Origin of the sequence: Novosphingobium sp. PhB55 (assembly GCF_004368805.1) — a bacterium.
Classification (GTDB): domain Bacteria; phylum Pseudomonadota; class Alphaproteobacteria; order Sphingomonadales; family Sphingomonadaceae; genus Novosphingobium.
On the sequence record NZ_SODQ01000004.1, the window covers coordinates 85,849 to 100,606 of the forward strand.

Consider the following 14,758-nt stretch of genomic DNA (forward strand, 5'->3'; position numbering starts at 1 on the left):
TCGTACTGCGCTTTCGGCGGCGGCATCGGCTTGCCGCGCAGCCCGGCTGCCGGGCGGACATGGCCCGGAAGGCCCGTCGCGGCTGCGCATTAAACATTAGATATTCCGGGAAATTCGGCATAGCATCCGCCGCAATATTGCGAGAGAGGGTGCGAAGCATGGATCCTGCAGAACCGGCAGGCGGCGCGTTGCAGCGTGTTGCCGAAGACCCGCGCTATCACGCGCTGGTGGCCCGAAGGTCGCGTTTCAGCTGGACACTGACAGGGGTGATGCTGGCGGTGTTCTTCGGCTACATCCTGGCCATAGCCTTCCGCAAGGACCTTCTGGCGACGCCGATCGGCAACCATGTGACGACCTGGGGGATCCCGGTGGGTCTGGGCGTGATCCTTGTGGGCATTGCGCTGACGGGGATCTACGTGTCCCGCGCCAATCGCGAATTCGATCCGCTGCTGCAGGCCATCAGGAAGGATGCCGAACAGTGATCGCGCCGTTCCGCATGACGCGCTGGGCCGCTGTCGTTTCCGCCTGTTGCCTGCCGCTGCCCGCCCTGGCCGATGCCTTGACGCAGGAAACCCGGCAGCAGGCCGTGAACTGGCCCGCCATCCTCATGTTCGGCGCCTTCGTGCTCTGCACGCTGATGATCACGCGCTGGGCGGCGGGTAAGACCCGGACCACCGCCGATTTCTACACGGCGGGCGGCGGCATCACCGGCTTCCAGAACGGCCTGGCGATCGCCGGCGACTACATGTCCGCCGCATCGTTCCTGGGCATCTCGGCGCAGATCTTCGCGGACGGCTATGACGGGCTGATCTACTCCACCGGCTTCCTGGTCGGCTGGCCGATCATCCTGTTCCTGCTGGCGGAGCGCCTGAGAAACCTGGGCCGCTACACTTTCGCCGATGTCGCCTCGTTCCGCTTCGCGCAGACCCCGGTTCGGCTTTTCGCGGCCTTCAGCACGCTGGCGGTCGTCCTGTTCTACCTGATCGCGCAGATGGTCGGCGCCGGGCAACTGATCAAGCTCCTGTTCGGCCTGCCCTACTCCTATGCCGTGGTCATCGTCGGCGTGCTCATGACGCTCTACGTGCTGTTCGGAGGCATGATCGCGACGACATGGGTGCAGATCATCAAGGCGGTGTTGCTGCTGGGCTGCGCCACCGTCATGGCCTTCGCCGTCATGGCCAGCTTCGGCTTTTCGCCGGACGCCCTGTTCGCCAAAGCGGTGGAAGTGAAGACGATGCTGGCCGGGCAGGCCGGGGCAGACCCGGCCTCGGCCGCAGCGAAGGGGCGCTCGATCATGGGGCCGGGCAATTTCATCAAGGACCCGATCTCGGCGATTTCCTTCGGCATGGCGCTCATGTTCGGTACGGCGGGGCTGCCGCACATCATGATGCGCTTCTTCACCGTGCCCGATGCCAAGGCGGCGCGGAAGTCGGTGCTCTGGGCCACGGGCTGGATCGGCTATTTCTATCTGCTCACGTTCATCATCGGCTTCGGCGCCATCGTCATGGTCGCTACCGAGCCCGCATTCCTGGACCCGCTGACGGGCGGCCTGCGCGGCGGGAGCAACATGGCGGCTCTCCACCTGGCCGACGCGATCGGCGGCAATCTGTTCCTCGGCTTCGTCTGCGCCGTGGCATTCGCGACGATCCTGGCCGTCGTCTCGGGGCTGACGCTGGCCGGTGCTTCGGCGGTGAGCCACGATCTCTACGCCTCGGTCCTGCGCAAGGGACAGGCCAGCTCGGCGGAAGAACTGCGCATTTCCAGGCGCACGGTGCTAGTTCTCGCCGCAATCGCGATCGTGCTGGGCATTCTCTTCGAGAAGCAGAACGTGGCCTTCATGGTCAGCCTGGCTTTCGCGCTGGCGGCTTCCGGCAATTTCCCCGTGCTGCTTCTGTCCGTGCTGTGGAAGGGCTGCACGACGCGCGGGGTCGTCTGGGGCGGTTCGCTCGGCCTGGCCCTCGCGCTCGTGCTTACGGTTCTTTCGCCCACGGTATGGGTGACGGTGCTGGGCAATGCAGAGCCGGTGTTCCCTTATTCCTCGCCCACGTTGTTCTCGATGCCGCTGGCCTTCTTCACCATCTGGATCGTCTCGCTGCTGGACCGGTCCGGGCGGGCGGCGGTGGACAGAAGCGGCTATCCGGCACAGCGCATACGGTCGGAAACCGGGATCGGCGCAGCAGGCGCGAGCGCGCACTAGGCGAATTGCAGCGGCCGAGGAACGGCCGGGCGCAAGCCGCGTTGAGAGGGAGGAGGGGGGCAAGCCGGAGCCGATGCTTTGCCCAGTTACGTTCTAGTCGCAGCGGGTGCCTTGGGTGCTGCCGCCCTCGGGTTCGCGGCGACCAGCGTGATTCCCACGCATATGAAGATGCCGGAGGAAGCCGCGCAACGGTCAGGTTCTTCGGATGCGCTGCCCGCCTACGATCCGGCTTATGGCGAATCGGGAAGCGGAGCCTCTTTCGTCAGCGATACCGGCTTCACCGGCCAGGGCATGCCGCGATGGCTGGAGAGCCAGGACGACCATGGCGCAGGCGCGGACGGCCAGCTCTGGCAGGCCGCGACATATGGCGCCGAAGGGCAGAGCTTCGATGAGGCCTATACCGCAGCGGAAGATCCGCTGTCCGACGATCCGGGATCGACATCACCGGACAAGGCCTCCGAAGCCGCGGCCGCCGCCGCGCGGGCAGCGGCTGAAGTAAAGGAAGCCGAAGTGGGCGATCTGGAAGCCCCCCGCGCGCCCGTGTCGATAGCCCCGGCAGCGAATGCCCCAACGCCGAACTCTTCGGCGCCGAACTCTTCAACCCTCGCCGCCGCAGCGGTTCCCTACTGACCGGCTCGTTTCATTCCGCCGCCTTGCGACCGCCTTTGCTCAGGCGCCATTCGGGCGGGTAGAGCGAATCGTTGTCCTTCACGGCATTGTTGAGACCCCGGTCGAACGTCTCCTTGTTGAGCGTGAATTCGTCGGCATCGTTCTTCACCTGGGCCAGCATCGATTCCAGCCATGCGGTCATGATCGAGCCCATGTATTCGCCCTGCTGCTGCTTGTAGGTCTCGAACAGGGTCTTCTGCATGAAGACGACATCGGTAGGCCGCGTGATCGAGCAGGCATGGGCATATTTCGCGACTTCCGCCTCGAGCCGGTCCCGCGGGACCACGCTGTTCAGGAAGTTGCAGTCCTGCATCTCCTTTGCGGTGAAGGGGCGTCCGGTGAAGACCATCTCCTGGAACTTGCGCAGGCCCATCATCTGGGCCCACTGCCACATGCGCGGGGCCCAGCCGACATAGCGGAACGAGGGGTGGCCGAAGAGCGCATCGTCGGACGAGATCACCAGGTCGGCATCGGCGGCCTGATAGAAGTGCCAGCCGTAGCAATAGCCCTTCACCTCCAGGATGCTGATCTTCTTGAAGTCCTGCAGCGTGCGGCACCCGAAGTTCGAATTGGCGTATAGCTGCGTCAGTTGCGCCAGATAGCGATAGCTGCCCTTGGGAGGATAGCGGACGTCTTCCCCCGGACCGATGCGGAATTCGTGCAGCAGCGAATATTCGCCTTCCGCGGCCAGCATCTCTTCCTGTTCGGGAAGGTCTGCGCCGCCGCCCAGGTTGTTGCCGGCGCCGCGGATCACCAGCACCTTGACGTCATCGTCCACGTTCGCGCGGTGGATGAGATCGGCATAGCGCAGCCGCGCCGCGGTGGTGGGTGCGTTCAGGAGGTCCGGACGATTGAGCGTGATCGTGGCGATCTTGGTGGCGGGATCCTTTTCGTAGAGGATGATGTCCTCCGGGTTCGGGCGATCCGCTTCAGCCATCGTCTTCTCCTTTTCGCGCAAGGACGCTCATTCGGCGGCCCGCCCGGATGTCGGGCCGACTTCGGCCCATCACTCGGCTTGCGGTCCTGCGGCGGCAATGACTGGCAGTGAACTGACACCACCCTCTTCGCGCCATCCCGCCGCTACCGGCCGGTGAAAACGGGCGCGCGCTTTTCGGCGAAGGCTCGGGCGGCCTCGGCGAAATCCTGGGTTAGCAACCCCAGGACCTGGACGTGGTTCTCCAGTTCCAGGGCGTTTTGGAGCGGGGCATCGAGATTGGCCCACATCACCTGCTTGGTGTGCTTGACGGCATAAGGCGCGTTGGCCGCGATCGTTCGTGCCACTTCCAGCGCACGGTCGAGCAGGCTACCGGGTTCTGCCAGATGGTTGACGAGGCCGATGGCCAGCGCTTCCTCGCCGTTTACGGGGCGGCCGGTCAGCATGATCTCGAAGGCCCGGCCGGCGCCGATCAGGCGGGGCAGGTGATAACTGATACCGCACTCGCCCGCGCTGAGGCCCAGTTTCACGGCTCCGACCAGAAACTGCGTAGACGGCGCGGCGATGCGCACGTCGCAGGCGAGCGCGATGCCCAGACCGGCGCCCACCGCCGCCCCCTGGATCGCCCCGATGACCGGCTGGCGCATCTTGCGGATTTGCTCGATCAGGCGCGAGAACACTTCCTGAAGCGCCATCCATTCCGGCGCGTTTTCCGGCCCTTCCGCAATCGCCGCCTTCAGGTCTAGGCCCGCGCAGAACGTCGCGCCGTCTCCCCCCAGCACGACGACCCGGCACGCATCGTCGGCGCTCACGCCGGCCAGCGTAGCGGTCAGCTCCTGCGCCATGGCGACGGTGAGCGCGTTGCGCGCCTCGGCGCGGGCCAGCCGTACCAAAGCCAGGTTCGCAATCCTTTCGACGGTGATAGAGGCCATGGGCCCTCCTGCAAGGCTGTGATCGCGCTCAGATTGTCGCCGGTTCCCGCACGTCCACGGCCTCAGGCATGGCGGCCCGCCGTGCGATGTCGTTCGCGGCGATGTAGCCGAACACCATGGCCGGGCCGATCGTCCCCCCGGCGCCGGGATAGTTGAGGCCGAATGGACTTCCGGCGGCGTTTCCGGCCGCATAGAGACCGGCGATGGGTGTGCCCCCGGTATCGACCACGCGCGCCTGGCGGTCCGCCTTCAGACCGCCCTTGGTGCCCAGGTCGCCCAGGTGGATCTGCACCGCGTAGAAGGGCGCCTCGCGGATCGCGCCGAGTGCGGGATTGGGCTTGCAGGTAGGGTCGCCGAAGGTCTTGTCATAGATCGTCGAGCCACGGCCAAATTCGGGGTCCTCGCCCTTGCGGGCATACTCGGTCATCCGGCGCGTCACGTTTTCCAGCTTGACCGGATCGACGTCGATCCTGCGCGCCAGTTCGCCCACGGTGTCTCCCTGGAAGATATAGTGATCCCACCAGTCGACCGGGATCGCGCGGTCCGGCATGATCGCGGCGGGCAGGATGCCGCCCGCCGTGAACTTCCTGCGGAAGGCGGCGTCGAACACCAGCCAGCACGGCGTGTTGGCACCGGTTGCGCGCTGATCGGCCACCATGGCCGCGCCGAAGCGATCGTAGGAGCAGGCTTCGTTGACGAACCGGTCCCCCTCGCGGTTGACGCAGACACTGTAGGGACGGCCCACGTCGAACACCGCCTGGTGCACTTCCTCGAAATTGGAGGCGGAGCGGCTGGGCAGGATCATCGTCGGTGCCCACCAGCCTTCGCCGGTATGTTCGGTGGCCGCGCCGATCGCTTCGGCGGCGATCAGCGCCTCGCCGGCATTCGCGCCCTGCGGCGTACTGCTCCACCAGATCGAGGTCCTGACCGGATAGAAGCGATCGCGCAGCGCCTGATTCCACTCGAACCCGCCCGCGCAGATCACCACGGCGTGGCGGGCCTCTATCTCATGGCGGCGGCCGCGATGGCTCACCGCGACGCCGGTGACTTTGCCGTCTGCGATGAGGAGCCGCTCCAGCCCGGTCTCCAGCTGGATCTCGACGCCCTTCTCGAAGAGCCTGGCGAGCAGCGGGCCGATCAGCGCCGCGCCGGAAACGAACAGCCGGTCGCGGCGAGTGATCCTGCGGGTGCTGCGATCCTTCCAGTACCGCCCGATAACCCTGGCGATCATGCGCTTCCAGCCGGCACTGCGGGCGGCGATGGTGAAGGTTTCCTCCAGATTCATCGCATAGCGGTTGAACAGCTTGAAGCGGGGATATTGCTCGCGCACCAGCGGGAACCTGTCTCCCAGCAGGCGACCGTCCCAGGGCGGCATCACCAGGCTGCGGTCGCTGCGCGATCCGGGCAGTTCGGCGAAGTAGTCCGGCCAGGGCATCGGCATCATCGCGATGCCCTCCCGCCCGAGCCAGTCCAGCATTTCGCGCCCGGTATCGACATAGGCTTCCAGCCGGTCGCGGTCGATCGGCCCGCCGATGACGGCGTCGAGGTAAGTCAGCGTCTCTTCGCGCGTGTCGCTGGTGCCGCCCAGCCCGTGATTGGGGATCCAGGCGACGCCGCCCGAGGTGGCGGACGTGCCCCCGTACTTGTGCGCCTTTTCCACCACCAATACCCGCAGGCCGAGATCGTGCGCGCGCAGGGCGGCAGTCAGCCCGGCCGCACCCGAACCGACGACGATCACGTCGAAAATGTCGCTCATCGCCATCCTCCCGTTCTGTTCCCTGCCTGGCCTAGCCATGATCGGCCGCGCCTTCGCTGCCCTTCTTCACTCACTGCGTTCTCGGGCTGGTGCGGCTGCAAATCAGGACAACTATGCCCGCCCGGCCCCGGCCTATACCGCAAGACGAGACAGCATCAGCGCGCAGGGGGAGCGGACGTGTCGGCTTTGAAGGGGCTAAGGATCGTCGAACTGGCCGAGCAGATCGCGGGGGAATATTGCGGCAAGCTGCTGGCCGATTTCGGCGCGGAAGTCATCAAGGTGGAGCGTCCCGCAGGCAGCCCGACCCGGCGCCTCGGCCCGTTCCTGCATGACCGCCCGGAAAGCGGATGCAGCGGGCTTTTCGCCTACCTCAACAGCAACAAGCAGTCGCTGGTGCTGGACCTGGCCACGCGTGCGGGGCGTCTGCGACTGGACCGGCTCCTGGCCGGCGCCGACGCGGTGATCGACGACCACGGCGGCGCTTGGCTGACCGCGCTCGGCCTCTCTCCCGCCACGTTCCGGGCGGATCATTCCGGCCTGATCCTATGCTCGGTGACGCCGTTCGGGCTGGACCCACCACCCGAGCGCGCCCATGCGACGGACCTCATCGTCACGCACGCCAGCGGCCTGGGCTATCATACGCCGAGCGCCGCCGATGCCGAGCGGCCGCCGCTGAAGGGACCGGGGCGCTTCCTGGCCAGCTACGAGGCGGGCCTCGAAAGCGCGCTCTGCCTTGCCGCGGCGCTGCACCGGCAGGGGCGAACGGGGCAGGGGACCTTCATCGATGTCTCGGCGCAGGAGGTGCTCGCGGGACGGCTCGATTACGTGCTCGGTCAGATGATCGCCGGGGACATGGACGTCAGCGAGAGCCGGCGGCAGTTCGATCTTGGCGGGCCGGGCGGCATCTTCCCGTGCCGCAATGGGTTCATCTACGTGTTCCTGACCACGCCGGGCCATTGGCATGCGCTGCGCGGCCTGATGGGAGACCCCGAGGAACTGCGCGACTTCCCGGCCGACTGGCTGGAGCGGGGCCTGTCGCCGGAGCGCATCGCGGCCTGCCGCAAGCACATGGTGGGCTGGCTGGCGGGGCTGGACAAGGACGAGGCGGCGGCATCGGCGCAGGCCAGCGGCATCACGCTGGTCCCGATCAACGATATGGGCGATCTCGGCCAATCGCCGCAAGTCCGCCACCGGAACTACTTCACCCGCGCCGAACTGCCGGGCGGGGCGGGAAGCGCGCTGTTCCCGACCGTCGGCTACCGGCTCGCGGCAACCCCTGCCAGGATCGCGGCGGCGGCTCCCGAGCTTGGGAGCGCCGCGCCGGACCACTGCCCGCCGCGACCGCCAGCCCGCAAGGTGGCCGGAAAGGGGCCGCTCGCCGGGGTCCGTGTGCTGGAACTGACCAAAGTCTGGGCCGGACCCTACGCCGGCAAGCTGCTGGCGTTCCTGGGCGCCGAGGTGATCCGGGTGGAGAGTCTGGGCTCGCTGGACGTGACGCGGAGCTACGGCGTCAGCGATGTGAACAAGGCGCCGGGGTTCATGGCGGTCAATCCGCAGAAGCTGTCGGTCCAGATCGACATGAAGAGCGAGGCGGGACGGGCGCTGCTCAAGCGGCTGGCGGGTACATGCGACATCGTGCTCGAAAACATGCGCCCCGGCGCGCTGGAGCGGCTGGGGCTGGGCTACGAGGCCCTGAGGGCGGTGCGTCCGGACATCATTCTCACATCGATGAGCATGTATGGGGCGGATGGGCCGCTTGCCTACCAGACCGGCTATGCGCCGTGCTTCGTGGCGCTCAGCGGGATGAGTTCGCTGGTCGGCTACGAAGGCGAGGCGCCTTCCGGCATGAATGTCCGCTATGCCGATTCCAGCTTCGGCGCGGCGGCGGCCTTCGCCTCGCTGGTTGCGCTGCGCCACCGCGAGGCGACCGGCGAAGGCCAGTTCGTGGACGTCTCCGCGGTGGAGACCCTGACCAGCCTGATCGGCGATACGGTCATGGATTTCAGCCTGAACGGCAGGGTGGCTGCCTGCGACGGCAATCGCCATGCGGACATGGCGCCGCACGGCCTCTATCGCTGCACCGGTGAGGACTGGATTGCGCTGGCCGTCCAGTCCGATGCGGAGTGGCGCGAGCTGGCTTCCCGCATCGGCGTGCCGGGATTGGCCGAGGACCGGCGTTTCGCCGCGCTTGCGGATCGCAAGGCCAACGAGGCCGCGCTGGACGGCCTGATCGCGCAGTGGACGCGCAAGCAGGATGCCGCCGTGCTCACCGCTGCGTTGCAGGCGGCGGGTTTGGCCGCCGCCAAGAGCGCCAATTCGGTGGACCTGATCGGCGACGGGCACCTCTGGGCGCGGGGGTTCTACCGTCATGTCGAGGATCAGGACGGTCAGCCGCGCGCGGTTCTCGGCCCGTCATGGCGCATGTCGGACCCGGCTGCCATCACGCTCGCGGCGCCGCGCCTCGGGGAGCACAATGGCTATGTGCTGGGCGAGATCATGGGGCTTTCGGCGGAAGAGCAGGCCCGCCTCCACGAAGCAGGCGCCTTGCGCTGAGAACCCGCGCGAAGGTCTGTCCCCAGCGCGGGATGGCGTCAGCCGCTTTCGCTCGTCTTGACCAGTTCGTAATCGCCCGCATCGTCGACCAGGCACTTCCAGCCGGCGTAGACGACGATGGTGGTGAAGGTTTCCTCGATGATCGCGGGGCCAAGGATCTCGTGCCCCGGCCCAAGCTCGGCACCCCGGTGGATCGGCGTTTCCTCGAAGCCCTGGCCCAGGTTGGCGCGGCGCATCAGGGCCGGCTGCGGGGCATGGGCGGCGACGCTGGTTCCCCTGCCTACCGCGGGAGAGGGCGTCTCCACCGAACTGGCGAGACGGACGCCGGTGATCTCGGGCAGTTCGTGCTCGCGAATGTGGCCGTATTCTTCCTGATGGCGCTGGTTGAACAGCGCGATGGCGCGGGCGGGCAGATCTTCATCGACGAAAGTCAGGTCGCCCAGCCGGTCTCCGGCGTGGATGTCGAAAGTCAGCGCGAAATTCTGCCCGGGATAGCGCATGTTCATCTGGTAGCGCGCGGTGATTCGTTCGGCGGCGAACTGCGCGGCTTCGAAATGGCGCTGCGCCCGATCGGAGAGTTCCCGCCACATCGCCCGCAGGCGGTCGTTGTCGGCGGCAAGCGCGGGCACGATATAGGATCGCTCCTCGTCTATGCTCGGATTGGCCACGAGCGTGCCGAGGGCGGAAAACGTCGGCGAGGCCTTGGGCACGAGCACGCGCGCGATGCCCAGATCTTCGGCCTGGATCGCCGCGAACACCGGGCCGTTGCCGCCATAGGCCAGCATGACCATTTCGGCGGGATCCATGCCCTTGCCCGCGGTGATCCGCCGCACGCCTTGCGACATCCTGGCATTGACCATGCGCCAGCAGTCGAAGGCGGCCTGCTCCGCGTCGTAGCCCAGTTCCCGCCCCAGCGCGGCAAAGGCTTCGTCCACGCCGGTGCGTGAGAGTGAGAAGCTGCCCCCGGCAAAACCCGCGTCGGTCGAGAGGATGCCCAGCATGACCAGGGCATCGGTAATCGTCGGTTCGCTGCCGCCGCGCCCGTAGCAGATCGGTCCCGGCTCGGACCCGGCCGAGGCAGGGCCGACCTGAAGCGCGCCGCCGCTGACGTGGCAGATCGAACCGCCGCCCGCGCCCAGGGTTTCCACTTTCACCATGGGCACGCCGATCAGGTAGCGGTGGTGCATGTTCCAGCCCGCCTCGGCCGGCGCGCCGCCATCCCGCACGACGGAGATGTCGTAGGAGGTTCCGCCCATGTCGACGCACAGGATATCGCGGTAACCCTTGGCGGATCCGACATGGGCCGAGCCGATCACGCCCCCCGCCGGCCCCGAGGCCAGCACGCGGATCGGCGCGCCTTCTATATAGTCGACGGTCATGACCCCGCCGCTCGCCTGCATGACCATGAGCTGCCGGGCATAGCCGGCGTCCCTGACGCGGTTCACCAGTTTTTCGAGATAGGAATAGACCCGCGGGGCGACATAGGCGTTGACGATCGTGGTGCTGGTCCGGTCGTATTCCGGTGCGCGGGGCAGCACTTCGTGGCTGGCGCAGACCTGCACGCCGGGCAGTTCCTCGGCCAGGATCGCCGCGATGCGCCTTTCGTGGGCGGGGTTCACGAAGGAAAACAGGAGCGAGATCGCCACCGATTCCACGCCTTGCTTCCGCAGCCGCGCGCAAGTCTCGCGCACGGCCGTTTCGTCGAGCGGCTTGTGCACCGTCCCGTCATGCAACATGCGTTCGGGCACCGTCAGGCGGCGGCGGCGCGGGGCGATCTGGATGGGCGGCTCCAGGCGGACGTCCCAGATGTCTTCCTTGAAACCCCGGCGGTACTCCACTTCGTCGCGGAACCCCTCGGTGGTGATGAGGCCGGTGACGGCGCCGTTCATCTCGATCAGGGTATTGTCCGCGACAGTGGTGCCGTGGACGATGGTATCGCAGGCGCCCAGAAAGTCCCCGAGCGCGAGGCCTTCCATGTCGGCCAGCTTCTGCAGCCCGGTCATGACGCCGAGCGAGCGGTCTTCCGGCGTGGAGAGGTTCTTGTGAAGGCGGACCTCCGTGCCCTTGAGCAGGGCGAAGTCGGTGAACGTTCCCCCGATGTCGATGCCGACGCGATAGCCCATCGTTTTCCCCTCAGGCGGCCGCAGCCATGGTCATGTTCCGGCGCAGCGCTGCCGTGGCATCGTGGTCCACTTCGAGGTCGTATTCCTCGATGCTTCCCTTGAGGATCACGCCGTAGCGGCTGCGCGCGGCCTCGATGCTGACGTATTCGTCCAGCACGTCCTCCTTGACCGCTTCGGGATCGCGCGCCAGCGGCGGGCCGAAACCCGCGCCGCCGCCATGCTGATAGGCGATCACCGCGCCTGCCGGGAGCATGGCCTGGGCGGTCTGCTCGATCCGGTATTCGTTCGGCGTGCCCACCTCGAACCGGTTGGAATAGGGAATGGCGTCCTCGCCGCCGCACATGCCGCGCAAGGGGTGGTCGGCCGAGACCATCCAGGCCATCGCCGTGACGGGTTGCAGCACCTGCTTGACGTTGAGGCTGCCCGGCGCGCCGCGCCACTGCCCGGCGCCGCCGGCGTCGGTCGTCATCTCGCGGCTGATGTTGAGGATGGGATAGCGCGTTTCGGCATCCTCGGCCTCGGACAGGATCAGGCTGCCCAGGCTGACCGGGCACGATCCCCAGCCGTCGATCCCCGGCACGGCGGATACGTCCATCGAGCGGCAATCGACGCCCTGGTCCATCCACATCGTGCCGGCTTCGTCGAAGCCGATCACGGCATTGGGCATGCCGATCTTGTAGAGCTGCGGGGCGGAGCGCTGCGGCGCGACGTTGCTGAGTGCGAGGCACACGGCTTCGGTGATCTCGCAGGCCGGATGGAAAGAGCCGAGCGCGGCAGGCTTGTTCGGCGGTGGCTGCGCTATCGAGCCTTCGGGGACGATCATCTCCACGGCATCGAAGAAGCCTTCGTTCTTGACGATGTCCGGCGCCATCGCCGCCACGACTTGCGTCATGATATAGCTGCGCGTGTTCGCGAAAGTGTTCCACACGCCCACCAGCTCGGGCCGCGCGTCGGTTCCGGTGAGGTCGATCGTCAGCCGGTCCCCCGCCACGCGGCAGGCGACCTGAACCCGGATGTCCTTGGTTCCCGCCGTGTCGTAGTCGATGAAGACGGTGGCCTCGTACGTGCCGTCTCGCCAACCGGACACTTCCTCGCGGCAACGCGCGGCGGTGTGAGCGATCGAGTGATTGATCGCCGCCTTCACCCGGTCCGAGCCATAGCGGGAGATCAGGCCCTGCAACCGCGCCGCCCCTTTCTGAACGCCGGTTATCATGGCGGCGAGATCGCCTGAGAACGAGGGAAAGCGGTTGTTGCGCTCCACCATGCGCAGCACGTCCTTGCGCGGCTCGCCGCGGTGCACGAGCTTCAGGCAGGGATAGGAGACGCCTTCGGTGAAGATGTCGGTGGCCTCCAGCGTGAAACCGCCGGGGTCCTTGCCGCCGGTGTCGCCCTGGTGGGCCTGAAGCGTCTGCACCACGATCAGCTCGCCCGCATCGTCGAAAACGGGCGCATAGATGCAGTAGTCGGGCAGATGGCCGCCGCCATGGTCGGGGTCGTTGGCGAGGAAGACATCGCCCGGTCCCCAGTCGAACGTCTCGAAGTTCATCAGGCCCCAGCGGACCATCATCGGATTGACGAAAGTCAGGTGCGGCGTGCCGATGGCGCCCATGGCAAGGCGGCCGTGGGCATCCACGATCGCGGCATTGCGCTCGTTCGATTGATTTATGATCGGCGAGGATGCCGCGCGGCCGAGATGGGTCGCGGCCTCGAAGCACACCGTCTCGAAGGCGCCCCGGATGATCTCGGCGGTGACGGCATCGATCCCGGCCCCCGTGGGCAGAGGAGCACGCCGGGCCGCGAGCTTGCGGTTGAGTTCAAAGGACACGGTGCCAGTTGCTCCTCATTGTTCGCTCGTCACTGTTCGGTCGGCCAGGTGCCGGCGGCGGATTGATGGGCCAGCGGCGAGGCGGGATCGCCGATTTCCACCAGCGAGCCGTCCTCCCGCTTGCCGTAGATGGAAAGCGCGAGGCCGAGATCGACTTCGCCGGCTACCACGGGGGGCTGCTTTGGCCTGGCGGCGCCGCGCTTCTCGCGACCGGATCCTGCGGATCTTGGGCTTCGCCGCATCCTGTCCCCCCTCCTGAGCATCGCGCGATCGCGCCGCCTCTGCATCCGGTCGCTACGGCCGCATTTCCGGCCCCGCAAGCAGTGCCGCAGCGGCTGCAACGTCCGGCAAGACAGAGTGCAACGTCAGCACAGCGGGCAAGGCCCGGCCCGTGCTAGCGCTGAGGCGACCCAGCCATGGCGAGCGAACCTGCGATCCTATGACCGAGCCCACATTCCTGCGCGCCCTGCACGAAAACGACCTGCCGCCGGGCGGGAAGAAAGCCGTCGACCTGGCAGGCAGGTCCATCCTGATCTGCCATGTCGGCGGCCGGTTCTTCGCGGTGTCCAACATCTGCTCCCACGCGGAGGAGCGGCTGGAGTGTGGCCGGATGGGCAATGGCTGGATCGCGTGTCCCATCCACGGCGCGCGCTTCGATCTGGCAAGCGGAAAGCCCAGAAACCCGCCGGCAAAACGCCCCATCGCTACTTATGCGGTTCGCCTTGTCGAAGGATGGATCGAGGTGGAAATGCCTTAGGCTCCATCCGGCGGAGGCTCGACTGGTCCGTTGCCGTTACGCCGGGATGGACGGATGGCCACGATACTCGCGCGGAGCGAGGCCGTAGCGTGACTTGAACATGCGGCTGAAATGCGCGCTGCTCTTGAACCCGGCCAGATAGGCGATCTCGCTGATGGCATAGTGCTGCATCTTCTCGTCGCCCAGCCAGTCGTGCGCGGTGGTCATGCGCTTGTCCCAGATCAGGTTGGAGAACGAAAGCGCGCTCTTCTTCAGCACATGGCACAAGTACCGGAGCGAAATGCCGCAGCTGTCCGCCACCATCCGGGCATTGAGATCGGGGTTGGCGAAGTTCTGGTTGATGTAGCGGGTGATGTCGCCGATCCGCTTGTCGCAGATTGTCTCGCGCGCGGGCGGGTTTCCTGAAAGCCGCGTGATCGTCTTGCTGATGCCGGTGAGCAGCGCCTGCACCAGTTGCTCCGCCATGTCCTGGTCGATCTGGTCGTCCTGTTCGAACACCAGTTCGAGTATGCGGTCGGTCAGGGCCAGTTCGCCGCTGGAGGCCGGGAAGGCCCGGCCCGCTTCGATGTTCTCGCTGAGGACCGCGTAGATCTTGTGGGAGGGGACGACGACGTGCATCACCTCCAGCTCGCTGTTCTCGGGCGGGACAAGCTCCATGTAGAACGGCCGCGTGGAGCGCGTGATCGCACATTCGCCGGCGTTCACGACGTGCCGGCCGCCGGCGTGGGAAATGGTCATCTGGCCCCGGCGCAGGAACCAGAAGATCACCAGGTTGGTCTTGTCGTTGCGGATATGGCCCCAGGAGCGCCGGAACGCGAGGCCCGAGCGCGAAACTTCCTTGCAGATCGTGTATTCGCCCGCGAGGCTCTTCTCGATCCGCACGTCGATATTGTGCGACGACAAGGGCACCAGATCGCCGTCGTAGTAGTCCGCCTTGTTCGTGCCTCGAAATTCGAACCGTCGGGATTCGTGGTTCGCCGTGGTCATGTCGAACGCGAGAACGGGCATCTGC

12 protein-coding genes are annotated in these 14,758 nt (G+C 66.7%); 5 read left to right on the top strand and 7 right to left on the bottom strand.

Going from position 1 to position 14,758, the window contains the following annotated elements; translation table 11 throughout:
- The first annotated feature begins 158 nt into the window (after positions 1-158).
- The 3 genes from EDF57_RS10770 to EDF57_RS10780 all read left to right on the top strand — a co-directional run bounded on the left by EDF57_RS10770 (position 159) and on the right by EDF57_RS10780 (position 2,827).
- Positions 159-482, top strand: a complete 324-nt coding sequence (locus EDF57_RS10770; RefSeq protein ID WP_132267076.1) for a DUF485 domain-containing protein — start codon at positions 159-161, stop codon at positions 480-482.
- Between the two features lie 14 nt (positions 483-496).
- Positions 497-2,197 carry a cation acetate symporter gene (locus EDF57_RS10775; protein WP_132267240.1) on the top strand — a complete coding sequence of 567 codons (1,701 nt, stop codon included), beginning with the start codon at positions 497-499 and terminating at the stop codon, positions 2,195-2,197.
- Positions 2,198-2,308: 111 nt separating this feature from the next.
- Positions 2,309-2,827, top strand: coding sequence for a hypothetical protein (locus EDF57_RS10780; RefSeq protein ID WP_166675242.1), 519 nt, complete (start codon positions 2,309-2,311; stop codon positions 2,825-2,827).
- A 10-nt stretch (positions 2,828-2,837) separates the two neighbouring features.
- On the opposite strand, the gene EDF57_RS10785 is transcribed toward EDF57_RS10780, so the two are convergent.
- The 3 genes from EDF57_RS10785 to EDF57_RS10795 form a co-directional block, all read right to left on the bottom strand.
- On the bottom strand, positions 2,838-3,803 hold the full coding sequence (locus tag EDF57_RS10785; protein ID WP_134094233.1) for an enoyl-CoA hydratase/isomerase family protein: 966 nt from the start codon (positions 3,801-3,803) through the stop codon (positions 2,838-2,840).
- Positions 3,804-3,946: 143 nt separating this feature from the next.
- Positions 3,947-4,732 carry an enoyl-CoA hydratase-related protein gene (locus EDF57_RS10790; protein WP_134094234.1) on the bottom strand — a complete coding sequence of 262 codons (786 nt, stop codon included), beginning with the start codon at positions 4,730-4,732 and terminating at the stop codon, positions 3,947-3,949.
- 28 nt (positions 4,733-4,760) lie between these two features.
- On the bottom strand, positions 4,761-6,488 hold the full coding sequence (locus EDF57_RS10795; RefSeq protein WP_134094235.1) for an FAD-dependent oxidoreductase: 1,728 nt from the start codon (positions 6,486-6,488) through the stop codon (positions 4,761-4,763).
- A gap of 177 nt (positions 6,489-6,665) precedes the next feature.
- Here EDF57_RS10795 and EDF57_RS25995 point away from each other — a divergent pair, with 177 nt between their 5' ends.
- Positions 6,666-9,041, top strand: coding sequence for a CoA transferase (locus EDF57_RS25995; protein WP_134094236.1), 2,376 nt, complete (start codon positions 6,666-6,668; stop codon positions 9,039-9,041).
- A 38-nt stretch (positions 9,042-9,079) separates the two neighbouring features.
- Here EDF57_RS25995 and EDF57_RS10805 read toward each other — a convergent pair whose 3' ends face one another.
- Genes EDF57_RS10805 through EDF57_RS25455 form a run of 3 tightly spaced genes read right to left on the bottom strand, consistent with a single transcriptional unit; the run spans position 9,080 to position 13,159 of the window.
- Positions 9,080-11,164 carry a hydantoinase/oxoprolinase family protein gene (locus EDF57_RS10805; protein ID WP_134094237.1) on the bottom strand — a complete coding sequence of 695 codons (2,085 nt, stop codon included), beginning with the start codon at positions 11,162-11,164 and terminating at the stop codon, positions 9,080-9,082.
- Between the two features lie 10 nt (positions 11,165-11,174).
- Positions 11,175-12,989 carry a hydantoinase B/oxoprolinase family protein gene (locus EDF57_RS10810; RefSeq protein WP_134094238.1) on the bottom strand — a complete coding sequence of 605 codons (1,815 nt, stop codon included), beginning with the start codon at positions 12,987-12,989 and terminating at the stop codon, positions 11,175-11,177.
- A 29-nt stretch (positions 12,990-13,018) separates the two neighbouring features.
- Positions 13,019-13,159: a hypothetical protein gene (locus EDF57_RS25455; RefSeq protein ID WP_165921434.1), complete on the bottom strand. Its 141-nt coding sequence runs from the start codon at positions 13,157-13,159 to the stop codon at positions 13,019-13,021.
- Positions 13,160-13,428: 269 nt separating this feature from the next.
- On the opposite strand from EDF57_RS25455, the gene EDF57_RS10815 reads away from it, so the two are divergent.
- A complete protein-coding gene (locus EDF57_RS10815; protein ID WP_134094239.1) occupies positions 13,429-13,746 on the top strand; it encodes a non-heme iron oxygenase ferredoxin subunit in 318 nt (105 codons plus the stop codon).
- A gap of 36 nt (positions 13,747-13,782) precedes the next feature.
- Here EDF57_RS10815 and EDF57_RS10820 read toward each other — a convergent pair whose 3' ends face one another.
- A complete protein-coding gene (locus EDF57_RS10820; RefSeq protein ID WP_165921433.1) occupies positions 13,783-14,754 on the bottom strand; it encodes an AraC family transcriptional regulator in 972 nt (323 codons plus the stop codon).
- Positions 14,755-14,758: the final 4 nt, after the last annotated feature.